This is a genomic window from Neorhizobium sp. R1-B, from assembly GCF_004368875.1.
GTDB classification, from domain to species: domain Bacteria; phylum Pseudomonadota; class Alphaproteobacteria; order Rhizobiales; family Rhizobiaceae; genus Neorhizobium; species Neorhizobium huautlense.
The window spans coordinates 281,443-306,670 of the sequence record NZ_SOEM01000003.1 but is presented as its reverse complement, the minus strand read 5'-3'; the positions used below and the strand labels follow the sequence as shown (position 1 = coordinate 306,670).

Genomic DNA, 25,228 nt, shown 5'->3' with positions numbered 1-25,228 from the left:
GGGCAAAGCAATTCCGGAAGCGTTCCGCGGACAGAAATGCTGTCTCCGCATCCATCCGCAGACAGAAGATGACCGGCGACGCGGCTGCTCTCACCGGTCCTGCCGAAGCGGCGGCGGCCATTGTCCCTGGCGCTAGCGGGTCGCGTGAGACGATCTGATTGGCAAGTTGAGCGTGCCGTTTCGAGCGGCGAAACGCCGTGAGTGTCGGGTTCAAAGAAACGGGAGGGCAGGATAGGTGTGACAGACGGGCTCAAGCTGCATGCGAGGAGTGGCAACGGAAAGCGCTAACGAAACCTGATCTTCAGATGACACGACAGGTCGCCGAGCCTGCTCGCACCGAGATTGCGGTCGCCGGTATTCCCTCTTTGGCGCACGACGGGGCGTCGGTCTATGGCGCTGGCAGCGCACCAGCAAAAGGTCCTCCATTGAGACAAGAACGAGGCAGGGTGGCATGAGCGGGCAATTTACTTTGAACATAAATGGACGAGATCACTGTGTGGATGTTCCCTCCGACATGCCTCTGCTCGATGTGCTGCGCAATCATCTGGGGCTGAAGGGCAGCCGCTATGGCTGCGGCCTCGAGCAATGCGGGGCCTGTATGGTCCTGGTGGATGGAGAGGCGACATATTCCTGCAGTCGTGAGGTCGGCACGTTTGTCGGTAAACGCATCACCACCGTTGAGGGCCTGGCCTCTGATGGAAAGTTGCATCCGCTTCAGCAAGCGTTTCTCGATGAGCAGGCAGGGCAATGCGGATATTGCCTCTCCGGAATCCTGATTGCGTCGAAGGCTTTTCTGGATCGCAATCCCAATCCGACGCGGGCCGAGGTCGCTGCGGCACTTGATGCAAACCTCTGTCGCTGTGGTTCGCATCCCAGGATCCTGCGCGCGGTACTGAGGGCTGCGGCCGCAATGCGAGGGGAGGTGGTCTGATGGCTGCGCTTTCACATAGCCTCAAGGAAAACCCGCGTCTCGACCTTTGGCTTCGCTTCCTGGACGACCGCACGGTCCGGATCGGCACTGGGAAGGTCGAACTCGGGCAGGGGGTACTGACGGCACTTAGTCAGATCGCTGCAGAAGAGCTGGATCTGAGGGTTGATCAGATCAGCATAATGTCCGGCAACAGCCTTCAGGGGCCGGGGGAGGGTTATACCGCCTCCAGCTGGTCAATCGAACATTCAGGGTCAGCAATCCGCCTCGTCGCAGCCGAGGTTCGCGCGCTCGCGCGCATGCATGCAGGGTTGCGCCTGAACGCATCGCCAGACGAGTTGACAATCGTCGAGGGGGCCTTCTTCAAGAATGGTGTTGCGAGTGGGCTCGATTACTGGGCAATCGCCGACGATCTCGATCTTTCCGTGGAAGTGAGCGGCAGGTTCTTGCCAAAATCGGCGGACCAGTATCGCATCGTCGGAGCCTCCATTCCACGACTCGATCTTCCGGAAAAACTCACCGGATCCGGATTCATTCATGACATGACCCTGCCGGGCATGCTTCATGCGCGTACCCTGCGTCAGCCGGGTCGCGGCGCAAGGCTGGTTACGCTCGACGAGGCCGCCATCAAGCGCAGGGCGGGTGGCGATATCAGTATCATACGTATCGACAGTTTCGTGGCCTTCGTCGGTGCCAGCGAGACTGTCGTCCGCGCTGCGGCCGACGCTGCTGCGACATATGCGGTGTGGGACAATGCGCGGATGCTTTCTCCCGAAGCTGCAACGGCCGAATGGGTGGCGGCGCAGCCCTCGACGGACCTGATGATGGGCGATCCGCCTCAAGATGCGGTTCACGATCGGGTATCGCTCAGCTTCACGCGCTCCTTTCTATCTCATGGGTCTCTCGCACCGTCATGCGCATTGGCACTTTACCAGCACGGCACGTTGACCGTCTGGTCTCATGGCCAGGGCATGCATCCATTGCGGGAGAACATTGCCAAGACGCTCGGCCTTCCTTTGGAAAGCGTGGCGTGCCACCACGTTCAGGGCGCTGGGTGCTACGGGCACAATGGCGCTGATGATGCCGCTTTGGATGCTGCTCTTGTGGCACGGGTGCTTCCTGATCAGCCGATCCGACTGATGTGGCGGCGCCAGGAGGAGTTCGGTTACGAACCGCTTTCCTCCGCCATGACTGTCGCCGTCCATGTGAATCTCGATGTCAATGGGCGTCCCGATGATTGGACGACCGAGGTGTGGAGCGCCACCCACGGCCAACGCCCGGGTGTCGGCGGGGCGTACCTGCTTGCCGCTGAGGCGATGAATGAGCCGCCTCCTGAACGGAAGCCGTTCGATATTCCACTTGAGCGAGGCGGCGGCGCTGTTCGCAACGCAATTCCCCTCTATGACGTCTCCGGCAAGCGGATCAGCTTTCACCTGATCCACGACGTGCCAGTGCGCACATCTTCCCTACGCGGGCTTGGCGCCACTCTGAATGTCTTTGCGATCGAAGCTGTTATGGATGAGCTTGCGGCTCGCGTGGGCGAAGATCCTATCACCTACCGCCTTTCGGCCCTTTCAGACCCGCGCGCCCGAGCGGTGCTTGAACGGGTCGCGGCAATGGCAGGTTGGTCATCTCGTGGTACCGGCGGCGCGGGGGTCGGCCTGGGGGTAGGGATCGCTCGCTACAAGAACTCCTCAGCCTATGCCGCAGTCGTCGCAGCGGTCGAGGTGGAAGAAGCAGTGCGCGTCACCGATGTCTGGTGCGCCGTGGATGCGGGTCTCGTCATCAATCCGGACGGCGCCGAAAATCAGATCGAGGGCAATATCGTCCAGGCCATCAGCTGGGCCTTGATGGAAGAAGTCCGCTTTGACGCCCAGGGCATTTCCACGCTCGATTGGCAAAGCTACCCAGTCATCCGATTCAAGGACATCCCCGAAATCCGGGTTGAACTGATCGAGGCGAGCCAGCACGAAGCACTCGGGATAGGAGAATGCGCTGGCGGACCTGCCGCCGCGGCCATCGGCAATGCCGTGGCACACGCTTTGGGCATGTGCATCCACCACATGCCGATGACACGCGAGCGCATCATGGCTGCTGCTTTGCAGGCCTGAGTGCCTGACACGAACATTATACAGAGGATCGGGGACATGGAAAATATTGCGTCGATTTCGGGCGGACTTGCGGGATTGAAGGGAGAAACGGTTCTCTTCTACAGCCCCGGCGCCTGTTCACTTGCCTCCCATATTGCCCTGGAGGAGACCGGCAGGCCGTTTCGCCCGGTCGAGACGCTGCTTGGGAAACAACAGCATCTGTCGGAGGACTACCTTTCCATTAATCCCAGGGGCAAGGTTCCCGCCCTCGTGACCCCGGACGGCGAGGTCCTGACCGAAAACACCGCGATCCTGACCTACATCGCTCTTAGTAATCCCGAGACCGCTCTTCTTCCGACCCGCCTCCTCGACCAGGCGCGTTGCATCGCGCAGATGGCCTGGTTCTCAAACACCCCCCACATGTTTCAGAAAGCAAAATATCGTCCCTACCATTTCGCAGACAGGGAAGAGGTTCACGGCGATATCCGGGAGAAGGCGACTGCAAAATATTGGGAGTGCGTCGTCGAAATCGACCGGATGATTGGCGACCAGGAATGGATCATGGGTGACCGCTATACGGTCGTCGATCCCTATGCGCTCGTCTTCTATGGCTGGGGAACGAGCAACGGCCTACCGATGGAGACGCTGGCGCATTTTAATCGGCACAAAGACCAGATGCTCGAAAGAGCTGCCGTGCGCGCCGTGCTGGAGCGGGAGAAGAACCCGCATTTCGAGGCGTATCGTCTCAAGTCGCAGCGCTGAAGGCCGGCTGCTATAGGAGCGTCATCCGAACCTACGCGGGGAGCGGGGAAAAGATGGGAGTGTCCATTGACCAATACACCTTCACCGCGCTGGTGAGGCAAAACCCTCAACAAGGCGACAGCAGCCACAGAGGCTTAGTAGGCGAAGAGGCCGCAGGTGATCGGCCCTTGATCTTCCGGACGCATTGCCAGTCGCGAACGCAGAGCCTGGTGAAGAACATCAGCGATTATCGCAAAGCCTGAGTATTGGAACTTCACACCCAAGCCGACTTTAACAGCGTGCTGATTAAGGTCCGCATCGATGGTCCCAGGACCGAAATCGAACGTCTTGCAGCCGAAGTCGCTGTAACGATACTCCACGCGAGCGAAGATGTTGCCCGTAAACGCGTAATCGGCACCAGCGCCAACGGTGTAACCGCTAAACATTCCCTCTTCAGTGCCGAAGCCAAGTACGCTCACCCGCCATGACTTGAAGATGTCTTTGGCCGGCCCTCGACTTTGACGGCGGCACGGCACGGCCCGGTAGAACGACGTTCGATGATGCGTGAAGCGACGTAGATCCGTCTTGCCGGATTTCCTCGCTGGCGGGGATGTTCGATGCGCTCCATCAAGAGTTGCAGCCCGACAGCGCCGCATTCCTGGCCTTCCATGCGCACGGTGGTGAGCGGCGGCGAGATCTGCGTCGCCGGCGAGAAATCGCCGAACCCCACGACCGACACGTCGTCGGGAATGCGATAGCCCTGACCCAGCAGTTCCGATACCACCGTCAGCGCCAGGCCGTCATGGGCGCAGAAGAAGGCGGTGGGCTGTACGCCGCTCTCCTTGAGCTCGGCAAAGGCTTCCGCAAATCCGCCATGCTCCTCGAATTGCAGCACATGCAGCGCGACGTCGTCATTGCGTTCGGCCACCTCGCGCGCGCCATAGAAGCGTTCCCGCCGGCCGCGATAGCCCGGCACGCCGTAGACATAGGCGATGTTGCGATGGCCGAGCCGCAGAAGATATTCCATCACGGCCTGTCCCGCTTCGTGGTCGGTGCCGGAGACCTGGTCGGCATCCTCGAGCGGATCAATCCAGCCGAGGCGCACCACCGGAATGCCGCTTGCGGTCACGGCGGCGACCGCGGCGCTGTCATGAGGGCCGACCAGCAGAAGCCCCGCGCAGGTCTTGGCGAGATCCTCGAGCTGCCCGGCGCCATGGGTCCAGCGGATCCTGAGCCCCATGCCGATGCGGTGGGCCTGGGCCTGCACGCCGTTCTGGATCTGTATGTAGAGTTCACTGTTGACGGGGTCGTGGTCGTGGAACACCACGGCGATCTCGCGAAGCTCGTCCTTGTTGACGGGCCTGATATAGCCGAGCCGCTGGGCAGTTTCCCGAATACGCTCGCGGGTCTCCTCGCTGACGCCGCTCTTGCCCGAAAGCGAGCGCGACACCGCGTATTTGGAAAGCCCGACCTCTCGTGCGATCGTCTCCAGGCTGACCTTGTCCCTGCTCTTCATCCCGTGCCCTCTGTCCCCGCTTTGTCAGCTACACTGTTGCGCCGCAAAACACAAACATGAAGCGCAATATGACATAACACTTTACCTAACGATATTATATTGCAAACCTCTCGTTATCCAAGCCCTGGGGAGGAACAAAGGGGGTGGATGTGTGGAGGAGACACTCATGATCAAGATGAAACGTCGTACCTTTCTGGCCGGCAGTTCGGCCGTTCTCGTATTGCCCGCGCTGCCTGCGGTTGCTGCATCCTATAAGGAAGCGGATATCCTGAAGGAAAAGGTCGCGAGCGGGGTGCTGCCTGCCGTCGCGGAGCGGCTGCCGGAAAACCCCCTGGTGATCAAGCCGGTCGAAGACATCGGCAAATATGGCGGCGACTGGAAGATGGCGCTAGTCGGGGGTGGGTCGCTGTCGATGCTGTTCCGCTACCAGGCCTATGAGCCGCTTTTGCGTTATACGCCCGACTGGTCGGGGGTGACGCTCAATATCGCCGAAGCCTTCGATGCCAACGACGACGCGACCGTCTACACCATCCGCCTGCGCAAGGGCATGAAGTGGTCCGACGGCCACCCCTATACCACCGCCGACGTGAAGTTCTGGTATGACACCGTGCTGACCGACAAGCGCGTCGCCGTCACCAGCCAAGGCCACTGGAAGACGGCCGGCAAGCCGGCCAAGCTCGAAGTGGTGGACGAACAGACCTTCAAGGTGATCTTCGAGAAACCTAACGGTATGTTCCCGCTGCAGGTGGCCTGGTCCAACTGGGATCACACCACCCGCTGCCCGAAGCATTATCTCGAGCAGTTCCACATCGACTACAATCCGAAGGCCGACGAGCTTGCCAAGCAGCGCGGTTTCGACAGCTGGATTGCCTCGTTCCAGTCGGCCTCGGGTTTCCAGGAAGACAATACCTTCTTCCTGAATTCGTCGAAGAAGCCGACCCTGAATGCCTGGGCGTTCACCATCGCGCCCGGCGAAAACACCGAGCGGGTCGTGGCGGAGCGCAATCCCTATTACTGGAAGGTGGATACCGAGGGCAATCAGCTGCCCTATATGGACCGTATCGTCTACCAGATGGTCGCCGACCCGCAGGTCCTGCTCTTGAAGGCGATGCAGGGCGAAATCGACATGATGGACCAGTATATCGCCACGCCGAACAACAAGGCGGTGCTTTATGATGCGCGCCAGCAGGGCGATTACGACTTCTACACGCTGACCTCCACCGAGGCCAACGTGATGAACTTCATCTTCAACCTGAACCATAACGATGCGACCAAGCGCAAGCTCTTCCGCGACAAGCGGTTCCGCGCGGCCCTCTCCACCGCGCTGGATCGACAGGCGCTGATCGACGTCGTTCTGGTTGGCCAGGGCGCGCCCGCGCAGCCTTCCATCAAGGAGGGTGATCCGCTCTACAACGAGCAACTGGCCAAGCAGTTTACCGCCTATGACGAGGCCCAGGCCAATGCCCTGCTCGACGAGATCATCCCGAAGCGCGATGCCCAGGGCTTCCGTCTCGACGATGAGGGCCGCCGCGTCACCGTCATCTTCGAGATCGACCAGGCGCGCGCGGTGTTCCTCGATCTGTTCCAGTTGGTCATTCCGATGTTCCAGGCTGTCGGCATCGACGCGCAGATGCGCTCCATGGACCGGTCGCTATGGGAGACCCGGGTGCGGCAGGGACGCGATTTCGATGCCACCGCCCACCAGTTCGGCGCCAATGGCGGCGTCGCGGCCGTGCTCGACCCGCGCTACTTCGTGCCGACGGATTCCAACGCGATGTATGCGCCAGCCTGGCAGCTCTGGTATCTCGACCGCAACAACGCCAATGCAGAAGAGCCGCCGCCGGAAACGAAGAGACAGCTTGAGCTCTACGATTCGCTCAAGGCCACCTCCGACCCGGCTGCGCGCAACGAGATCATGAAGCAGATCCTGCAGATGGCTGCGGACAACTTCTATGTGTTCGGCGTTTCGCTGCCGCCCGACGGCTACGGCATCGTCAAGAACAACATGAGGAACATCACCCGCGTGATGCCGAACTCCTTTGGCTGGCCGACACCCGCGCCGACCATGCCGGAGCAATTCTACAAGGTCTGATCCGGCCGCACCGAACCATGCCGAACGCCGGCCCGCAAGGGCCGGCGAACGGGAAAGCCTTGCCTGAAGCAGTTTCAGCCGAACTGCGCGGACGACAAACGGATAGAGCGGAAATGCTCTGGGAATGGATGACGACGATGCTTGAATCCGTAAGAGAAACTGCCGGCACGCTGAGAACGCTGGAGTGGTACCGGACCGCGACCCGCTGGACCCAGTTGACCTTTGTCGAGGACGATCCGGACCGCTACGATCCGGCCTTCTGGATCGAGGTGTTCAAGCGGACCAGGTCCAATGCGCTGTGCCTCAGCGCCGGCGGCTATGTCGCTTACTATCCCAGCAAGGTGCCCTACCACTATGTCAGCCGCCATCTGGGCGACCGCGATATCTTCGGCGCCCTGGTCGATGCCGCGCGCCGGCTCGACATGCATGTCATGGCCCGCGTCGATCCCCATGCCATCCATGACGACGCCGCCAAGGCCCATCCGGAATGGGTGATGATCGATGCCGACGGCGCGCCGCGGCGCCACTGGGCCTATCCGGATGTCTGGGTCACTAATGCCTATGGCGACTACAATTCGGTTTTCATGCCCGATGTGGTGAAGGAAATCGTCCGCGACTACGATATCGACGCGATCTTTGCCAATCGCTGGCAGGGCCACGGCGTCGACTATAGCGAGGACAGCGCCCGCCGCTTCCGCGACATGAGCGGCTACGACCTGCCGAAGATCGCCGATGCGGACGATCCAGCCTGGCAGGCCTGGCTGCAATGGCGCCGGCGCGTGCTCACCGAAGTCATCGCCCAATGGGACGATGCGGTGAAGGCGATCCGCCCGCATGCAAGCTTCATTCCCAATATGAGCGGCGCTTCGCTGATGGAGTTCGACCTGTCCGTCATCACCAAACACTGCCCCTTTCTCGTCGTCGATCACCAGGGTCGCAAGGGGCTGGAGGTCGGCTGGTCGGCCGGGCGCAACGGCAAGCGTATCCGCGCCACCTTCCCGGATCGGCCCGTTATCCTCATCACCTCGATCGGCCCGGAAGAAGCCTATCGGTGGAAGGATGCCGTAACCTCAGCCGAGGAGATCCAGCTGTGGATCAACAACGGCACCGCCCATGGCCTCAGCGCCTGGTTCACCAAGTTCAACGGCGTCGTGCCGGACGAGCGCTGGGTGGAGCCCGTGGCGGCCGCCTTCGGCTTGCAGGCGGCGATCGAGCCTGTCCTGGCCGACATGGCCCCGACGGCCGAAATCGCCGTCATCGATCCGTCCACCACCCTGCGCCACTGGGCGCCGGAAGACAGGCACAATGCCGAAAAGCACGATCTCGGCTTCTATCACGCGCTGGTCGAGGCCCGGCTGCCCTTCGAGCTTTTGTCGGATCAGGTGCTGACGGCGAGCGAGCTCGACCGCTTCAAGGTGATCGTGCTTGCCAATGCTGCCTGCCTGTCGGACGCCCAGGTCAAGGCGATCCGCGATTATGTGGCGCGCGGCGGCAGCGTCGTCGCCGCCTACGAGACCTCCCTGCGCGACGAGTTCGGCAAGTTGCGAACGGAATTCGGCCTCTCGGATGTTCTCGCCGCCCGCTACCAGTCCGGGCCGCGCGGCATCGTCAAGAACACCTATGTGGCGCTATCGGGCGAACATCCCGTCAACCAGGGCTATGAGGGCGCGGCCCGCATCATGGGGGGCACGCGGCTCATCCATGTCGAACCCACTGATGGGGCGGACACGCCCTTCCTCTATGTGCCCGATTTCCCCGACCTGCCGATGGAGGAAGTCTATCCGCGCAAGGCGCCTGAAGGTGCCGCCGTGATTGCTCGCGAGACCGGCAAGGGCGGCCGCACGGTCTACATCCCCTGGAATATCGGCGAGATCTTCTGGGAAGTCTTTGCCATCGATCATGGGCGCCTGATCGCCAATGCCGTGCGCTGGGCGCTCGGAAAAACCTCCCGCGTCACGGTGGAAGGGCCCGGCGTGATCGACCTTGCGCTACGGGAGAACGAGCAAGGCCTCGCGCTCAGCCTGTTCAACCTCACCAATCCCATGATGATGAAGGGACCGATCCGGGAAAACTTGCCCTTGGCGGCGCAGACCGTTTCGGTGGACATTCCCCAGGGCAAATCGCTGGGGCGGGCCTGGCTTGTCGTTGCCGATCGCGCCGCCGAGGTCCGGATCGAAAACGGCCGCGCCGTCGTCGTGGTGCCGGGGATCGAGCGGCTGGAGGTCTTGCACCTTGCCTGGGCCTGAGGCGACAGGCAAACGAAGCGCTTCGGGGCTGGAGGGCCCCGAGGTCAGGAACCTCCCGGGATTTCCCCGATGGTGCCTTGACCGGGAGCGGAGGAGCGCCGGCGGTGAGGTCCGCAGGTGTTCGAGTGGAGGAGAATGAATTGATGCTTGGCTACATCTTCAAGCGCCTTGTCTACATGATACCGACCCTGTTCGGCATGTCGCTGATCTCGTTTCTGATCATCCAGCTGCCGCCCGGCGACTATCTGAGCTCGATGATCGCGACCATGAGTGACAGCGGACAGGCGGTCGATCCGGACGAAATCGAGCGGCTGAAGCAGATCTACGGCTTCGACGATCCCTTCTATATCCAATATGTCAAATGGATCTGGGGCATCCTGAGCCGCGGCGATTTCGGCTGGTCCTTCGAATGGAACCAGCCCGTCTCCGGCCTGATCTGGGCGCGCATGGGTTCCACCCTGGTGATCTCGCTCCTGAGCCTGCTGTTCGTCTGGATCGTGGCCTTGCCGATCGGCATCTATTCGGCCGTTCGCCGCCATTCGATCGGCGACCACGTCTTCACCTTCCTCGGCTTCATCGGCCTTGCGGTGCCGAATTTCATCCTGGCGCTGACGCTGATGTATGTCGCCTATCGCTATCTCGGCCAGAGCGTCGGCGGCTTCTTCTCGCCCGAGTATGCGGAGGCCCCCTGGAGCCTCGCCAAGCTCTGGGACCTGCTCGCCCATCTCTGGATACCGATTATCATTATCGGAGCGTCGGGAACGGCAGCGCTGATCCGGATACTGAGGGCTAACCTGACAGACGAGTTGCACAAGCCCTATGTGGTGACCGCCCGCGCCAAGGGACTGCCGGAATACAAGGTGATCCTCAAATATCCGGTGCGGATCGCCCTCAATCCCTTCGTCTCGGCCATCGGCTGGGTCCTGCCCCATCTCGTATCGGGAGTGACGATCACCGCCATCGTCCTGAACCTGCCGACCGCCGGGCCGTTGCTGTTTCGCGCGCTCGTCTCCCAGGACATGTATCTCGCCGGCAGCTTCATCCTGCTTTTGAGCGCGCTTACCCTCGTCGGCATGCTGCTGTCGGATCTGCTGCTGGCGATCCTCGACCCGCGCATCCGGTTCAATTGAGGAGGCGACCATGACGCTGCAAGAAAATCTGGGGCCTCGCATCGACCGGCCCCTTGTGGTCGCCGACGGCCCCTCGATCAGTCCGCTGAAGCAGGGGGGGACGGTCTCCACGGCAACCATCGGTCCCTGGCGGCTGATCGGTCGCAAGCTCTTGCGCCAGAAGGTGGCGATGATCGCGGGCGCGGTCATCCTGATCCTCTATCTGGTCGGCCTGTTCGCCGAATTCCTGGCGCCCTTCCTTCCGACCACGTCGAAGCCGCAATATACCTATGCGCCGCCCCAGGCGATCAGCCTCTTCGTTACCAATCCCGACGGCAGCAGCGACTTCCGGCCGCATGTAAAGGGCTATCGCGTGGAGATCGACAAGGTGGCGCTCAGGCGCACCTTCGTCGTCGACGAGACGAAGGTCGTTCCGATCGGCTTCTTCGTGAAGGGTCCGGCCTACCACCTGTTCGGCCTCATCCCCATGGACCGCCATCTGATCGGGCCGCTCAATCCGGCCGATCCGATGTATCTGCTGGGCACCGACCGGCTCGGACGCGATGTGTTCTCCCGCCTTGTCCATGGCACCCGGGTGTCGATGTCGATCGGCCTTGTCGGGGTCGGGGTCTCCCTGGTGCTTGGCGTCGTGTTTGGGGCGATTTCCGGCTTCTACGGCGGTTGGGTCGACATGCTGATCCAGCGCGTCATCGAGGTGGTGAGCGCCATGCCGACGATCCCCTTGTGGCTCGGACTGGCGGCAGCCATCCCGCTGACATGGTCGCCGCTCACGGTCTATTTCGTCATCACCATCATCGTCTCGCTGCTCGGCTGGACTAGCCTGGCGCGCGAGGTGCGGGGCCGCTTCCTGGCTCTCCGCAGCGAGGATTTCGTCACCGCGGCCCGGCTCGACGGGTCGAGCGAGACGCGACTGATCTTCCGCCACATCCTGCCCTCGCTGACGAGCCACATCCTTGCCGTCGTGACGCTTGCGGTGCCGACCATGATCGTGGCGGAGACCTCGCTCTCCTTCCTGGGTATCGGGCTGAAGCCGCCGGTGGTCAGTTGGGGGGTGCTGTTGCAGGACGCCCAGAACATCCGCACGGTCGCGACCGCGCCCTGGCTGCTGATCTGGCCGTCGCTTGCGGTGGTCGTCGCCGTCCTCTCCTTCAACTTCTTCGGCGACGGCCTGCGCGACGCGGCCGATCCCTATGACAACTGAGGAGCACGGTATGGTTGCCCCCACAGATGACACCGTTCTTTCGGTCGAAGACCTCTCGATCGATTTCCGCCTGCGCACCCATATCCTCCATGCGGTGGAGAAGGTGAGCTTCGAGCTGAAACAGGGCCAGACGCTGTGCCTGGTCGGCGAGAGCGGGTCGGGCAAGAGCGTGACGGCCCGCTCGCTGCTGCAGATCGTCGATCGCCCCGGCCGCATAACGGGCGGGCGCATCCTGCTGACCACGGAGGGCGTCGTCACCGACATCGCCGCCCTGTCTCCCGACAGCACGGCCATGCGCGCCATCCGCGGCCGGCGCATCGGGCTGATCTTCCAGGAACCGATGAGTTCGCTGTCGCCGGTCCACACCATCGGCTCGCAGATCATCGAGGCGATCCGCCTGCATTCGGCATTGGACGCGAAAGCCGCGCGCGAACGCATGATCGAACTGCTCCGGCAGGTCGAAATCGCGGCTCCCGAAAAGATGGCAGACCGCTACACCTTCGAATATTCCGGCGGCATGCGGCAGCGGGCGATGATCGCGATGGCGCTGGCGGGCAATCCCGATATCCTGATCGCCGACGAGCCGACGACCGCGCTCGATGTCACCACGCAGGCGGAGATCCTCGACCTCATCAAGCGGCTGCAGGTCAGCCGCGGCATGGCCATGCTGCTCATCACCCACGACATGGGCGTGGTGGCGGAAGTGGCGGAGAAAGTTGCCGTGATGCGTTTCGGCCGCCTCGTCGAGCAGGGTCCGGTCGATCAGATCTACCATCAGCCGGTGCATCCCTATACCTCCCAGTTGCTCGCGTCGACGGTGAAGCTCACGCGCCACGCAGAAGCCCGGCCGCCGGCGGTGACCTCCGGGCCGGAACCGGTGCTGTCCGTGCGCAATCTTAGCAAGACTTTCGGCTCCAACGGCCCTAATGCCATCAAGGCTGTCGACGATGCCAGCTTCGATCTCTATCCCGGCGAAAATCTCGGCATTGTCGGCGAAAGCGGTTCCGGCAAGACCACGCTCGGCCGGCTGATCCTGCGCACGGTCGAGCCCAGCTCGGGAAGCGTGCTCTATCGGGATGGACAGGGCGTGGAGACCGATGTGACGCGGCTTGGCAGGAAGGAGCTGCGGCGCTTCCACCGGGATGTCCGCCTCGTCTTCCAGGATCCCTTTGCCTCGCTCAATCCGCGCATGACGGTCAAGGAGGTGATCGGCGATCCGCTTGTTGTCAACGGTCTCGCCAGGGGCCGGGCGCTGGAGGAGCGGGTTGCCGAGCTGATGCGGCTGGTCGGGCTCGATCCGCAAGCCATGGAACGTTACCCCCACGCCTTTTCCGGTGGCCAGCGCCAACGCATCGGCATCGCCCGGGCGCTGGCGCTCGATCCGCGCATCATCATCGCCGACGAGGCGACCTCTGCGCTCGACGTCTCGATCCGCAGCCAGATCCTCGACCTGCTGCTCGACCTGCGCAAACGGCTGGATCTGAGCTTCCTGTTCATCTCCCACGACATTTCCGTGGTGCGCTATTTCTGCGACCGCGTCGCCGTCATGCATCGCGGCCGGATCGTCGAGATCGGCGATGCCGAGCAGATCTGCACCGCGCCGCGGGAGGCCTATACCCGCAGCCTCATCTCCGCCGTTCCCAATCCCGATCCCCGCGACAAGCGCATGATGCACCGCCAGCGCTTCGTTGCCGCCACGCCTGCCTGAGGATATCCGCATGCCGAAATTTTCCGCCAACCTTTCGTTTCTCTATCAGGAGCTTCCGTTCCTGGAGCGCTTCGCCGCCGCCGCGCGGGATGGCTTCGGCGCGCTGGAATATCTCGGGCCCTATGCCGAGCCCAAGGAAAAGGTCGCAGACGCGCTCGGCGCCAGCGGCCTCGTCCAGGCGCTGTTCAACGTCCCCTCGGGCGATTGGGCCGGCGGCGAGCGGGGTATCGCCTGCCTGCCGGATCGGGTTGAGGAGTTTCGCCAGGGTGTGGCGCAGGCGCTCGATTATGCCGCGGCGTTGAAATGCCCGCAGGTCAACGTGATTTCCGGCTTGGTGCCTGATGGCGCCGATCTCGCGGTTCTCGAAGATACCCTGGTCGACAATCTCAGATATGCCGCCGCGCGCTGTTCCGATGCTGGCGTCAGGCTGCTGATCGAGCCGATCAACCTGCGCGACATCAAGGGCTTCTTCCTGTCGACGACCGACCATGCCGAGCGGATCCTTGAGAGGGTCGGCTCCGACAATCTCTATATCCAATATGATTTCTACCACATGCAGATCATGCAAGGTGCCTGATCCCGACCTTCGCGCGGCTGCAGGAGCGGATCGCCCATGTGCAGATCGCCGACAATCCCGGCCGGGGCGAACCGGGCACGGGCGAGATCAACTACGGCTTCATTCTCTCCGAACTCGACCGCCTCGGCTACGACGGCTGGGTGGGCTGCGAATACAAGCCGCGCGCCGGCACCAGCGAAGGTCTCGGCTGGATGAAACCTTTCCTTGGATGAGGGCAAGATGAATATCGGATTCATAGGACTTGGCGTCATGGGGCGCCCCATGGCGGAACATTTGATCGATGCCGGCCACGCGCTGCATCTGAGCCGCGTCAAGCCGGTGTCGCAGCATCTGGTGGACAAGGGGGCCAAGGCGGCGCCAAGCGCAAGCGCTGTGGCCAGCGCCTGCGACATCGTCATCCTGATGTTGCCCGACACGCCTGATGTGGAGACGGTGCTGTTCGGCAAGGATGGCGTTGCCGAGGGCCTGTCGCCCGGAAAGCTCGTCATCGACATGAGCTCCATTTCGCCCGTGGCCACCAAGGAGTTTGCCCGCCGGATCGAGGCGTTGGGCTGCGACTATCTCGACGCGCCGGTTTCCGGCGGCGAGGTCGGCGCCCGCGCCGCCTCTCTCACCATCATGGTCGGCGGCAGCGAGGCGGCCTTTGCCCGCGCACGGCCGCTATTTGAAAAAATGGGCAAGAACATCACCCTTGTCGGCGGCACCGGTGACGGTCAGACGGCCAAGGTGGCCAACCAGATCATCGTCGGGCTTACCATCGAGGCCGTGTCCGAGGCGCTGCTCTTTGCCCGCCGCGCCGGCGCCGATCCGGCCCGGGTGCGCGAGGCGCTGATGGGCGGCTTTGCCGCCTCTCGCATCCTTGAGGTTCACGGCGACCGCATGGTCAAGCAGACCTTCGATCCCGGCTTTCGCATCCGCCTGCACCGCAAGGACCTGACGCTCGCGGTCGATGCGGCCCGCGCGCTTGATCTCGCTTTGCCCAACACCGCCGCCACCCAGCAGCTGATGAATGCCGCCATCGCCATGGGTGATGGCGATCGCGATCACTCCGCGCTGATCCGCACGCTGGACCTCATCTCAGGCGGAGCCTGCTGACCGCAATCCTGGGCGCGATGGCCTAGCCGACGTGACCGGAGTTTCTCCGGACGGCGAAGCCTTGCCCTGTTACTCGAGAGGACAGACCATGCCGATGACAGACCTGCAATTCCCCTATGGCGCCGTCTATTTCCGCAAGTCGAACCCGCCCCAGGAGCATTGGGAGCGCGATTATGCCGTCGCCGCGCAGGACGGGCTCAACATCTTCCGCCACTGGTTCATGTGGGGTGCGATCGAGACGGCGCCCGGTGTCTATGATTGGGAGGAATATGACCGCCAGCTCGATCTTGCCGCCAAGAACGGGCTGAAGACGGTCATCGCGGAACTGATCCATGCGGTGCCGGACTGGGCCGTGCGCAAGTTTTCCCACGCGCTGCAGGTCAATGCCGATGGCAGCAAGCTCGGCTCCTATATGGGGGTTTCGGCCGCCACGGGCGGCTTCTCCAACAATGGCGGCGGCGCCGGCGCGCTGACCCTCAACTGCCCCGAAGTGAAGGAAGCTGCCGGCGCCTTCCTGACGGCGCTTGCCACCCGCTACAAGGACCATCCGGCCATCTACGGCTACGATGTCTGGAACGAATGCAACTATTCCGCTGACGTGGATTATAGCAGCTATGCCAAGGAAGCCTTCCGCACGTGGCTGGAGGCCAAGTATGGGAGCCTGAAAGCGCTCGCCAAGGCCTGGCACCGCTACAGCTATGCAGAATGGGACGATATCGAGCCGCCGATCCATATGGCTCCCTATCCCGAATGCATCGACTGGCTGCAGTTCAAGCGTGACAACTTCTATGGTCAGATGCAGTGGCGCATCGATACGATCCGGGCGGTCGACAAGAAGAACGTCATCGCCGCCCACGGCATTTCAGGCGCGATCCCCAACATGGCGGCCAATGGCTGCGACGACTGGCTCGCCGCCTCCAAGGTCGATGTCTACGGTTTCACCTGGATCCAGGCGCGCAAGGGCACGGAGCCGTGGAAAAGCTGGTATGGGGTCGATATCAACCGTGCCGCCGCGCGCGGCAAGACCTTCTGGCATGCCGAGCGCCAGGGCGGGCCGCTCTGGCTGCAGCCCCAGGTGATCGGCCGCGACAAGGAGGATGGCCGTGTCGCCGAGCCCGAGGACATTCGCATCTGGAGCATGATCTCGCTTGCGGGCGGCGCGCGCGGCGTGCTGAACCTGCGCTGGCGGCCCCTGCTCGACGGCCCGCTGTTCGGCGCCTTCGGCTCCTATGGCATGGATGGCAGCCGCACCCCGCGCTCGCAAATCGCAAGCGCGATGGCAAAATGGGCCAATGCGCCGGAACAGGCAGCGCTCTGGAAGGCAAAGCCCGTCCGCGGCGAGATCGGCATCCTGGTCGTGCCGGAAACCCAGGAATGGGATTACCTGCTCAATCAGGAGCGGAAGGAGAAGCCCTATCCGGCTGCGATGTGGGGCGCCTATCGCGGCTTCCTCGACCAAGGGCTTCAGCCGGACTGGGTCCATATCGACGACATCGACGCCTATGACCTCCTCTACTTCCCCTACCCCATCATGTTCACGTCTGAGCAGGCGCGGCGACTGGCGGCCTGGGTGGACAAGGGCGGTACGCTGATTGCCGAGGCCTGCCCCGGCTATTTCGGCGATCGCGGCCATGTCGGCCAGGTCCAGCCGAACTTGGGCCTCGATACCGTCTTCGGCGCCCGGGAGGAGGAGGTCGAGTTCATGCCGGATATCGGCGACCGCATTGCCTTGGATTTCGGCGATGTCGCGGTCAAGGGTGGCGGCTTCCTGCAATCCTATCGGCTTGAAGGAGGTACTGCGCGCGGCTATTTCGCGGACGGTCGGCTCGCAGTTGTCGAACACGCTCACGGGAAGGGACGAACCCTGCTGATTGGCACCAACCCGTCCGTGGCCTATTATCGCTCCAACGGCAGTGCCAATGCCGGCTTCTTTGCTGCGCTCCTCGACTGGAGTGAGGTGCGGCGGCATGTGACGCTGTCGAACAGCGCGCTTTCTGCCCGCATCCACCAGGGCGATACCGGGAACTTCCTCTGGCTGGTCAATCCCACACGGGAGTCCCAGACAACGTTGGCCGAACCGGCGCAAGGTCACGGAGCGCCGAAGCCCGGCCCAGCCCTCTGGCCGGCGGGCTACACCTATGATGGAGGGCCTGTCCAGGTGCCGGCGCGCGACGTGGTAATCCTGCCTCTCGTTCCAGCTCAGAAGAGCTGACGGTGCTGGCGATGTAGCGCCGTCGCGACCGGAAGCCACTGCCGGTTGCCCGAGGGGAAACGGCCTGACACGATCGGGCCTCTTGAGTTGTCTCTTTCGTGAGAGTCGTCCTGCCAACGGCTTCCATCGCCTTGAGACACTACAGGGCCGCGGAATTGCCGGCTGCCTGCAAGGAGGAGGGGATGCGATTCTGCCGGGCGAAGAAGCTTCGCCCATTGCCGGCTTTCCGCGTCGCGCGTCCAGAACGCGCTCTGCGTACTAAGACGCAATGCCGAGACCTCTGGAGATCTCATTCAGGCCGGCTGTGCTAACTTCCTTCATGGATCTTCTTCCGATTGCGACTTTTGACAGCCACAGTATGGCGCAACGATGCCGAGTGCGGAGGCTACTTCCCGGCCATTCCTCGATTTCTTCGGCATCGATCTTGAAGGTGAAGAGCCGGGCGCATGACGAGGAGGAAATCCTCTATGAGAGAGGAGCAATGAACGCTTTAAGTCGGTATTGCCTTTGACGCCGTCGCCCCGTGTTGCTTGCCAAAATGCCGCTCGCATAGCTTCAGCAGTTCGACCATCGGAGGCCACTCCGACATTTCTTCGCGAAAGATGATGCCCGAGCGGATCATGCGGCCTCCGAATTCGACAGGCACGGGAAGGATTTTGGGTGAATTTGCTCCGGCGACGGCGGCCTCGGGCAACATGCACAGATAGTCTCCGCGTTGCAGGAAGCCGATCACCGCGACAAGGGATTCCGACCGCACGCGAATATCCGGCGCTTGGCCGAGCCGTTCTATGGCGCCATGGACAGTCTCAAGTTCATAGACCGGATCTGCCGTGTAGACGATCCAGGGATAATCGAGCAGACGCTGGGGCGTACAATTCCCTTTCCCATCCCCGGCCTTGAAGATCGGGTGGTTTTCGCGCGCCACGACACGATCGTAGACGGTCGTGAATTGAAGCTGTCTCAGCCGTTGGCCCGGGCCCTCCGGCATCTCGATTCCTCCAAACACCGCGTCGATGCGGCCCTCTGAGAGATCCGCGGCCGTTTCGCCCCTGAGGCTGCTGCCGATCTCGATCACGACAGCAGGAAACGTGTTCTGCAATTCGCTGATGATCTCCGGCAGTACCACCGCGCGCCAGAGCGGACCGGCGCGCAAACGCAGGCGACCCCTCATGGCGCTTGATGGGTGAGCAAGATCGCTTTCCGCGATCTCCCAATAGCGAGAGAGACGGCTGGCTGCCGTCATTACGCGCGCTCCAAACTCCGTCAGCGACACCCCTTTGGAATGGCGGGTCAGCACAGCCTGGCCGAAATGCTTTTCAAGTTGGGCGATCGAGCGGGTAAGCGCCGGCTGGGTGACATTGAGAAGGGTCGCGGCGCGCCGCAGGCTGCCCGCCTCCGCGATGACCTGCAACCGGAATAGATGGGTGATCTGATCGAGCATCGCGATAAACTCCGTTAATCGCGCCTGAGACTATTTGCATTATCTCTGCATAACAAATTTGACTAGTCTCAAGAATAACCGCTCTGGCAAGGGAAGAGGATGATCCGAGCGGGTGGGAGGAAGATCATGACAAACACGTTTTCCCGTGGCCTTTCGCGCCGCGCATTTCTGCAAACCACCGCGCTCCTGGGGCTCGGCCTCGGCGCCGGCCCGGGTTTCGCACAGAACCTCGTCAAAACGGAAGGTCTCAAGCCTGCAATTGGGCCTTTTCGGTGGCTCGACTCCGGTGGCCAGAAAGGCGAATTCTTCAAGCAATACCTGGCCAAATACGCGCAGATCCAAGGCATTGAAGTCGTCTATGACGGCTTGCCGTGGAAGGAAATCTCGTCGGTCTTGCCGCTCGGCATTCGCAACCAGTCAGCCCCGGACACATTTAACCTTCCTATCGGCATGGAGCCATCGGTCGCCATCGCGGAAGGTTGGCTCCAGCCGATCGACAACTTGATTCCCGATTTCGACACCTGGAAGAAGGCTTATCCCGACGGCGCGTTCGTTGAGGGCGTCAACGTCTTCGGTGGCAGGACTTATGGTTTTCCCTTCTCCACCGAGCGCCGCTTCAACAACGCCCTGCTGTTCAACCAGGATATGATGAACGCTGCCGGTTATGATAAGATCGGTGCCGATCGCGCCCTGACGTTTGAGGAAATGCGGGATGCAGCGAAGAAAATGACCGAAGGCTCCGGCGGTCGGTCCTTCGGCTTCATCATCGGCGGTGCCCAGGAGCAACGCTGGGGAGATGTCGCAACGATGCTGGCCCAGCGCGGCGGCGCGACCGTGGGCAACACCGGCCTGCTGCAGGGCATGGACCTCAAGACCGGCCAGTTTGCCTTTGACCACGATGCTTACGTCGCCGGCGTCGAACTGCTGCTCGCGATGCGCGATGACGGTTCCGTGTTTCCGGGGTGCCTTACCATCATCGCTCCCCAGGCCCGCGAATTCATCACCCAAGGCGCCGCGGGCATGATCATCCAGGGTCCGTGGAATGTGCCGATCTGGGAGGCCACGGCGCCGAGCTTCAAGTTCGGCGTTTCGCCGGGACCGGCGCCCGACGAGGCGTCGCTCGACAACCCGATCTGGGTCATGCAACTGCCGAACTCCGCGAACATGATGTGGTTGAATGCCAAGGCGAAGAATCCCCAATATGCCGGCGACATCTTCCATTGGTTGGGGACCGTCGAAGGCCAGGTGGCCTATGCCAATGTCGCCAGTTCGGCAGACCCCGCCATTTTCCCGGAATCGATCAAGCTCGCCAAACTCAGCGACCGGGCGAAGATCATGTTGAAGATGGCCGAAGATCGCGTGCGCGTCGCGCCCAATCCGCTTGTCCGCCAACCCGGTCTTTCCAAGGTGGCTGCGGCCTATGTCGATCCTACGCCTAATCTGGCCCAGGCGGTCCAGGGTCTTTTCTCGGGCCAGCTCAGTGGCGTGAAGGCAACCTTGAAAAAGGCGTCCGATGCCCGCAACAAAGCCCTCGACACAGCGATTGCCAAGGCGAAGGCCGCCGGTGCGGGTGTCAGTCGCGACGACTTCGTTTTCGCAAACTGGGACCCTTCCCGTGACTTCGGTCCCGCAGACTACGCCAAGCTCTAGCTTCGCGCGAAGGTCCGGCTGGCTCCACGTTCGCTAGCGTCTCCTCCCGGTGGTCCCGGGGCTCATGTCCCGGACGACCTTTACAGCAACGAAAAAGGCAAGGCTGCCATGGCGGCAATTTCACATATACTGGAGCGCGGCGCTGAGGGCGCCACGCTCGGCCAGCGGATCTGGAAATCGCGGATCGACTACCTGTTCCTCATTCCCGGCATGCTGGTGTTCGGCGCGTTCATTTTCTGGCCGATGATTGCCTCGTTCTACTATTCGACGCTGGACTGGACCGGCTTCGGGGCACATTCCGAATTCATCGGCCTTGCAAACTACGCCGAGCTCTTGAACGACGAGTTCTTCTACTCGGCTTTCAAACGCTCATTCCTGTTCATGCTGGCGACGGTGCCGTTCCAGATGATCGTCGGTCTCATGCTCGCGATTGTGCTGAACAACAAGTTTTTGAAGCTTGCGACCGTCTTCCGAGCCATGATCTTTCTTCCCGTCGTCTCACCGGTCGCCGTCATCGCAATTGTGATGGTGCTGATGCTCAGTCCCTTTAACGGGCCGATCAATGGTTTCCTGATCGAGACCCATCTCGTCTCCCGCGCGGTCGATCTACTCGGTTCGCCGCAGATGGTGCTGTGGACCCTTGCGGGCATTTTCGTCTGGAAATGGACAGGCATCACCCTCGTCTACTGGCTTGCGGCGTTGCAAACGGTTCCGGACGAACTCTACGAGGCCGCCAAGCTCGACGGTGTGAAAACATGGCAGGTCATCGTGCACATCGTGCTGCCGATCGTCGCGCCATTCGCTGTCGTTATCGGGCTCATCTCGGCCATCAGCGCTCTCAACGTGTTTCCGCTGATCCAGGCGACCACGCAGGGAGGTCCGTTCTTTTCGTCGGAGGTCATGGAGGTCTACATCTTCCGTACCGCCTTCGCACCGTCGTCGGGGCAGTTCCCACGCCTTGGTTATGCGTCTGCTGCAGGCGTGATCTTCGGCCTCTCGATCATGGCGCTTACCATTCTCCAGGTCATTGCGGTGCGCCGCGTCCGTCGCAAGGAGGCAGAAAATGTCTGATGCCGCTCTGCCCTCAGGCCGCATGCGGCAATCGATCTTCACACCCAGGCGCAAGCGGTTCATCACCTCGATTGTGCTTGCCGTGATGTGCGTGATCTGGATCTACCCGCTGATCTGGATGATCGCCGCGTCGTTCAAGCCCAATTCGGAACTGTTCACCAACCCGGGAATGATCCCCTACAAACCGACCTTTGAGAACTACGAGCGTGCCTGGACCGAAGCCAACATGCAGCGCTATTTCTTCAACACGCTGTTCGTGACGGTCGGTTCGGTCTTGATTACCACGATCGCGGCAGCGCTCGGTGGCTATGTCCTCGGACGCCGGGAGTTTCCCGGAAAATGGCCTCTGATGGGGCTGATGGTGTTTACCCTCTTCATTCCGCAGGGCTACACGATCATTCCCGTGTTCCAGCTGCTCACCACGCTTGGCCTTGGCCAGTCGCTCTGGGGCTTGATGCTCGCGACCTGCGGCCACTCGATCGTGATCTTCATCCTGCTGTTTGCCGGATATTTCACGCAAATGCCGAGGGAGCTGGAAGAGGCCAGCCGCATGGACGGTGTCGGACCGGTCAAGACCTTCTGGTACGTCATGCTACCGCTCGCCAAGCCGATCGTGGTGACTGTCGTGGTCATGCAGTCGCTGCAGGCCTGGAACGACTTCCTTTTGCCGCTCGTCATCACGCTTGCCAATCCGGCGATGCGCACGCTCAGCGTCGGCATCTATTCCTTCAAGGGTGAGCATTTTGTCGACTGGGGTGGAATGATGGCGGCGTCCACGATCGCCATCGGCCCCATCGTGCTGCTGTTCCTCTTCCTTCAACGCTACTTCATCGACGGCCTCGCCGGCGCAGTCAAAGGCTGATCTGGAGATCATCATGTCTGGTGTCAAACTCACAAACGTCAAAAAAAGCTATGGCGCGCTCGAGGTTATCCGCGGGGTCGATATCGTTATCGAAGAGGGCGAATTCTGCGTCTTCGTCGGCCCATCAGGTTGCGGAAAATCAACGCTTCTGCGGATGATCGCCGGCCTTGAGGAGATATCGGCCGGGACAATCGCGATTGGTGATCGCAGGGTCAACGACCTCGATCCGAGCCAGCGCGGCACGGCCATGGTGTTCCAAACCTACGCGCTCTATCCGCATATGACCGTCGAACGCAATATGGGTTTCGGACTGCTTATGAACGGTGTCGCCAAGAGCGAGGTCAAGGCCAAGGTCGATAAAGCTGCAAAGATCCTGCAGATCGAGACACTGCTCAACCGCAAACCCAGGCAGTTGTCCGGCGGCCAGCGTCAGCGTGTCGCCATCGGCCGTGCCATTGTCCGGGATCCGGAAGTTTTCCTGTTCGATGAGCCGCTATCCAACCTGGATGCCGAACTGCGGGTCGCCACGCGCCTGGAGATCGCCAAGCTTCACAGCCAACTCCAGGGCGCCACCATGGTCTATGTCACCCATGACCAGGTCGAGGCGATGACACTTGCGGACAAGATAGTGGTGCTGCGCGATGGCCGGGTTGAGCAGATCGGCGCGCCCATGGAGCTTTACGAGAGCCCCGACAATATCTTCGTCGCCGGCTTCATCGGTTCACCAAAGATGAATTTCGTCGAAGTGAAGCACGGTAAGCTGCCGGATGGCAGCCCGCTTAAGCTTTCGGGATCGCAATCCGATGCCGTCGCAACGCTCGGCGTACGGGCCGATGCGCTGGGGGCCGGGCCAGATGCCGGAACGATTGCAGGCGAGGTCAGTGTCGTCGAGCGGCTGGGCGACGCCGAATTCGTTCATTTCCGTACCCCTTGGGGACAGGAACTCGTGGCCCGCTTTCCACCCGGCGCCGCTGTGCGCGTCAGGGACAGTTTGCAATTCGCGCTGACCGGCAAGGTTCATTTCTTTGATGCAGAGGGAAGGGTGCTCCGGGATGTCGCCATGGCCGGCAACCCGGTGGCGGCCGAGGCCTGATGAAGGAGTAAAGACAGAATGCGCCCCAACATTATTTTCATCCTTTCCGACGATCACGCGGCCCGCGCGATCAGCGCCTATGGTGCTGGACTGAACAATACCCCCAATCTCGACCGGCTTGCCAATGAGGGGCTGCGTCACGACGCCTGCTATGTGACCAACTCGATCTGCACGCCTTCGCGCGCCGCGATCCTCACGGGCACGCACAACCACGTAAATTGCGTGACGACGCTGGATACGCATATCGACAATCGCTGGCCGAACGTTGCCAAGACGCTGAGGGCAAACGGATATGCTACGGCGATCTTCGGCAAGTGGCATCTCGGCGAAGGTCCGGTTCACGAGCCGACCGGCTTTGACGAATGGGCAGTTGTGCCGGGCCAGGGCGATTATTGGGATCCGGCCTTCATCTCGCCGGAGGGGCGCAAGCGGATCCCCGGATATGCGACCGACATCATCACCGATATGTCGATCGACTTCATCCAACGGAAGAAGGAAGATGACGCCCCCTTCTTCCTGATGTGCCACCACAAGGCGCCGCATCGCAACTTCATCCCCCATCCCAAATGGGACCATCTGTGGGCGGACGAAGATCTGCCGCTGCCCGAGACCTTCAACGACGACTATGCCAATCGCGCCAAAGCCGCCCAGGCGGCCAGGATGCGCATCAGACATGACATGAACTGGGAAGACCTGGGTCTCGTCCAGCCTGAAGGTCCGCAAGGTGTCGCCGGCGAGCTGATGGTGGATGGCTGGCACATTCGCAAGGTACCGGAATTGATGGAAGGCGAGACCATCACCGTCATCGACTCCAAGACGGGGGAGAACTACACGTTCGACGACCCGCGATCCTTCGCCGAGTTCAAGTACCAGCGTTACATGAAGCGCTACCTGCGAACCGTGCAGTCGATCGACGAAAATGTCGGCCGCCTGCTCGATTACCTCGATGAAGCCGGCCTCGCCGACAATACGCTGGTCATCTACTCTTCCGATCAGGGTTTCTTTCTGGGCGAGCATGGCTGGTTCGACAAGCGCTTCATGTACGAGGAAAGCCTGCAGATGCCTCTTTTGGCCAGGCTTCCGGGCTCCATTCCGGCGGGCCGTATCACCAGGGACATCTCCTGTAATGTCGACTTTGCCCCGACTTTCCTGGATTATGCCGGGATCGCGAAACCCTCCTACATGCAGGGCACCAGCCTGCGCTCTGTTTTCGAAGGCAATACCCCGAAAGACTGGGACCAGCTCGCCTATCACCGCTACTGGATGCATAACGACATCATCCACGGCGCCTGGGCCCATTACGGTGTGCGCGACCAGCGCTATAAGCTGATCTACTGGTACAATGACGACCTGGGCCAGCTCGGCGCACACCCCAACGGAGCGCCACCCGAATGGGAGTTGTTCGATTGCGAAAAGGATCCGTCCGAGATCAACAACCTTGCAGATGATCCCGCCTACGCCGGCGTGTTCGAGATGATGATCGCCAAGCTGGATCGCAAGATGGCCGATATCGGCGACATGCCGGAGCACGACACGGCGGCAGCCCTTTCCGCCCGAGCTGCAAAAGCGGCCTGA

The 25,228-nt window shown here is 61.7% G+C and carries 17 protein-coding genes and 2 pseudogenes; 16 read left to right on the top strand and 3 right to left on the bottom strand.

The genetic code is table 11. From position 1 onward, the window contains the following. The first annotated feature begins 451 nt into the window (after positions 1-451). Genes EDE05_RS06445 through EDE05_RS06435 form a run of 3 tightly spaced genes read left to right on the top strand, consistent with a single transcriptional unit; the run spans position 452 to position 3,780 of the window. Positions 452-931 (top strand): (2Fe-2S)-binding protein, encoded by a 480-nt coding sequence (locus tag EDE05_RS06445; RefSeq protein WP_105374367.1) that lies wholly within the window; start codon positions 452-454, stop codon positions 929-931. Continuing rightward, positions 931-3,039 (top strand): molybdopterin cofactor-binding domain-containing protein, encoded by a 2,109-nt coding sequence (locus tag EDE05_RS06440; RefSeq protein WP_105374366.1) that lies wholly within the window; start codon positions 931-933, stop codon positions 3,037-3,039. The genes EDE05_RS06445 and EDE05_RS06440 overlap by 1 nt, the downstream gene beginning before the upstream one ends. A gap of 36 nt (positions 3,040-3,075) precedes the next feature. Then, a complete protein-coding gene (locus tag EDE05_RS06435; protein WP_105374365.1) occupies positions 3,076-3,780 on the top strand; it encodes a glutathione S-transferase N-terminal domain-containing protein in 705 nt (234 codons plus the stop codon). 248 nt (positions 3,781-4,028) lie between these two features. Here the strand turns inward: EDE05_RS06435 and EDE05_RS27160 are convergent. Together EDE05_RS27160 and EDE05_RS06425 are read right to left on the bottom strand one after the other, a co-directional pair. Beyond that, positions 4,029-4,202, bottom strand: a pseudogene (locus tag EDE05_RS27160) (outer membrane beta-barrel protein); the annotation flags it as partial. Between the two features lie 32 nt (positions 4,203-4,234). After that, positions 4,235-5,275 carry a LacI family DNA-binding transcriptional regulator gene (locus EDE05_RS06425; protein WP_134100593.1) on the bottom strand — a complete coding sequence of 347 codons (1,041 nt, stop codon included), beginning with the start codon at positions 5,273-5,275 and terminating at the stop codon, positions 4,235-4,237. Positions 5,276-5,441: 166 nt separating this feature from the next. Here EDE05_RS06425 and EDE05_RS06420 point away from each other — a divergent pair, with 166 nt between their 5' ends. The 8 genes and pseudogenes from EDE05_RS06420 (at position 5,442) to EDE05_RS06385 (ending at position 17,536) form a co-directional block, all read left to right on the top strand. Beyond that, on the top strand, positions 5,442-7,367 hold the full coding sequence (locus EDE05_RS06420) for an ABC transporter substrate-binding protein (protein ID WP_105374363.1): 1,926 nt from the start codon (positions 5,442-5,444) through the stop codon (positions 7,365-7,367). A 137-nt stretch (positions 7,368-7,504) separates the two neighbouring features. Then, on the top strand, positions 7,505-9,613 hold the full coding sequence (locus EDE05_RS06415) for an alpha-amylase family protein (protein ID WP_105374372.1): 2,109 nt from the start codon (positions 7,505-7,507) through the stop codon (positions 9,611-9,613). Between the two features lie 143 nt (positions 9,614-9,756). After that, on the top strand, positions 9,757-10,743 hold the full coding sequence (locus EDE05_RS06410; protein ID WP_105374362.1) for an ABC transporter permease: 987 nt from the start codon (positions 9,757-9,759) through the stop codon (positions 10,741-10,743). Between the two features lie 10 nt (positions 10,744-10,753). Beyond that, positions 10,754-11,944 (top strand): ABC transporter permease, encoded by a 1,191-nt coding sequence (locus EDE05_RS06405; protein ID WP_105374361.1) that lies wholly within the window; start codon positions 10,754-10,756, stop codon positions 11,942-11,944. A gap of 10 nt (positions 11,945-11,954) precedes the next feature. Next, a complete protein-coding gene (locus EDE05_RS06400) occupies positions 11,955-13,652 on the top strand; it encodes an ABC transporter ATP-binding protein (protein ID WP_134100590.1) in 1,698 nt (565 codons plus the stop codon). A 10-nt stretch (positions 13,653-13,662) separates the two neighbouring features. Further along, a pseudogene (gene otnI / locus EDE05_RS06395) lies at positions 13,663-14,441 on the top strand (2-oxo-tetronate isomerase). 7 nt (positions 14,442-14,448) lie between these two features. Beyond that, the gene (locus tag EDE05_RS06390; RefSeq protein ID WP_105374371.1) at positions 14,449-15,324 is read left to right on the top strand and encodes a 2-hydroxy-3-oxopropionate reductase; all 876 of its coding nucleotides are present in this window, start codon (positions 14,449-14,451) and stop codon (positions 15,322-15,324) included. A gap of 88 nt (positions 15,325-15,412) precedes the next feature. Continuing rightward, complete coding sequence (locus tag EDE05_RS06385; RefSeq protein WP_105374358.1) at positions 15,413-17,536, top strand: beta-galactosidase; 2,124 nt, start codon at positions 15,413-15,415, stop codon at positions 17,534-17,536. A 490-nt stretch (positions 17,537-18,026) separates the two neighbouring features. Here the strand turns inward: EDE05_RS06385 and EDE05_RS06380 are convergent, their stop codons facing one another. Beyond that, positions 18,027-18,977, bottom strand: coding sequence for a LysR family transcriptional regulator (locus tag EDE05_RS06380; RefSeq protein WP_105374357.1), 951 nt, complete (start codon positions 18,975-18,977; stop codon positions 18,027-18,029). 126 nt (positions 18,978-19,103) lie between these two features. On the opposite strand from EDE05_RS06380, the gene EDE05_RS06375 reads away from it, so the two are divergent. The 5 genes from EDE05_RS06375 (at position 19,104) to EDE05_RS06355 (ending at position 25,228) form a co-directional block, all read left to right on the top strand. Next, positions 19,104-20,627 (top strand): extracellular solute-binding protein, encoded by a 1,524-nt coding sequence (locus EDE05_RS06375; protein WP_105374356.1) that lies wholly within the window; start codon positions 19,104-19,106, stop codon positions 20,625-20,627. 108 nt (positions 20,628-20,735) lie between these two features. After that, complete coding sequence (locus EDE05_RS06370; protein ID WP_132409261.1) at positions 20,736-21,698, top strand: sugar ABC transporter permease; 963 nt, start codon at positions 20,736-20,738, stop codon at positions 21,696-21,698. After that, positions 21,691-22,560 carry a carbohydrate ABC transporter permease gene (locus EDE05_RS06365; RefSeq protein WP_132409259.1) on the top strand — a complete coding sequence of 290 codons (870 nt, stop codon included), beginning with the start codon at positions 21,691-21,693 and terminating at the stop codon, positions 22,558-22,560. Before EDE05_RS06370 ends, EDE05_RS06365 begins: the two co-directional genes overlap by 8 nt. A 13-nt stretch (positions 22,561-22,573) precedes the next feature. Then, positions 22,574-23,653, top strand: a complete 1,080-nt coding sequence (gene ugpC / locus EDE05_RS06360; RefSeq protein WP_132409257.1) for a sn-glycerol-3-phosphate ABC transporter ATP-binding protein UgpC — start codon at positions 22,574-22,576, stop codon at positions 23,651-23,653. Positions 23,654-23,671: 18 nt separating this feature from the next. Beyond that, a complete protein-coding gene (locus tag EDE05_RS06355; protein WP_132409255.1) occupies positions 23,672-25,228 on the top strand; it encodes a sulfatase in 1,557 nt (518 codons plus the stop codon).

Bases quoted from the DNA above. Each gene is read 5' to 3' on its own strand.
- EDE05_RS06445 (WP_105374367.1), top strand. From the start codon at position 452: ATGAGCGGGCAATTTACTTTGAACATAAATGGACGAGATCACTGTGTG.
- EDE05_RS06440 (WP_105374366.1), top strand. From the start codon at position 931: ATGGCTGCGCTTTCACATAGCCTCAAGGAAAACCCGCGTCTCGACCTT.
- EDE05_RS06435 (WP_105374365.1), top strand. From the start codon at position 3,076: ATGGAAAATATTGCGTCGATTTCGGGCGGACTTGCGGGATTGAAGGGA.
- EDE05_RS06425 (WP_134100593.1), bottom strand. From the start codon at position 5,275: ATGAAGAGCAGGGACAAGGTCAGCCTGGAGACGATCGCACGAGAGGTC.
- EDE05_RS06420 (WP_105374363.1), top strand. From the start codon at position 5,442: ATGATCAAGATGAAACGTCGTACCTTTCTGGCCGGCAGTTCGGCCGTT.
- EDE05_RS06415 (WP_105374372.1), top strand. From the start codon at position 7,505: ATGCTTGAATCCGTAAGAGAAACTGCCGGCACGCTGAGAACGCTGGAG.
- EDE05_RS06410 (WP_105374362.1), top strand. From the start codon at position 9,757: ATGCTTGGCTACATCTTCAAGCGCCTTGTCTACATGATACCGACCCTG.
- EDE05_RS06405 (WP_105374361.1), top strand. From the start codon at position 10,754: ATGACGCTGCAAGAAAATCTGGGGCCTCGCATCGACCGGCCCCTTGTG.
- EDE05_RS06400 (WP_134100590.1), top strand. From the start codon at position 11,955: ATGGTTGCCCCCACAGATGACACCGTTCTTTCGGTCGAAGACCTCTCG.
- EDE05_RS06390 (WP_105374371.1), top strand. From the start codon at position 14,449: ATGAATATCGGATTCATAGGACTTGGCGTCATGGGGCGCCCCATGGCG.
- EDE05_RS06385 (WP_105374358.1), top strand. From the start codon at position 15,413: ATGCCGATGACAGACCTGCAATTCCCCTATGGCGCCGTCTATTTCCGC.
- EDE05_RS06380 (WP_105374357.1), bottom strand. From the start codon at position 18,977: ATGCTCGATCAGATCACCCATCTATTCCGGTTGCAGGTCATCGCGGAG.
- EDE05_RS06375 (WP_105374356.1), top strand. From the start codon at position 19,104: ATGACAAACACGTTTTCCCGTGGCCTTTCGCGCCGCGCATTTCTGCAA.
- EDE05_RS06370 (WP_132409261.1), top strand. From the start codon at position 20,736: ATGGCGGCAATTTCACATATACTGGAGCGCGGCGCTGAGGGCGCCACG.
- EDE05_RS06365 (WP_132409259.1), top strand. From the start codon at position 21,691: ATGTCTGATGCCGCTCTGCCCTCAGGCCGCATGCGGCAATCGATCTTC.
- ugpC (WP_132409257.1), top strand. From the start codon at position 22,574: ATGTCTGGTGTCAAACTCACAAACGTCAAAAAAAGCTATGGCGCGCTC.
- EDE05_RS06355 (WP_132409255.1), top strand. From the start codon at position 23,672: ATGCGCCCCAACATTATTTTCATCCTTTCCGACGATCACGCGGCCCGC.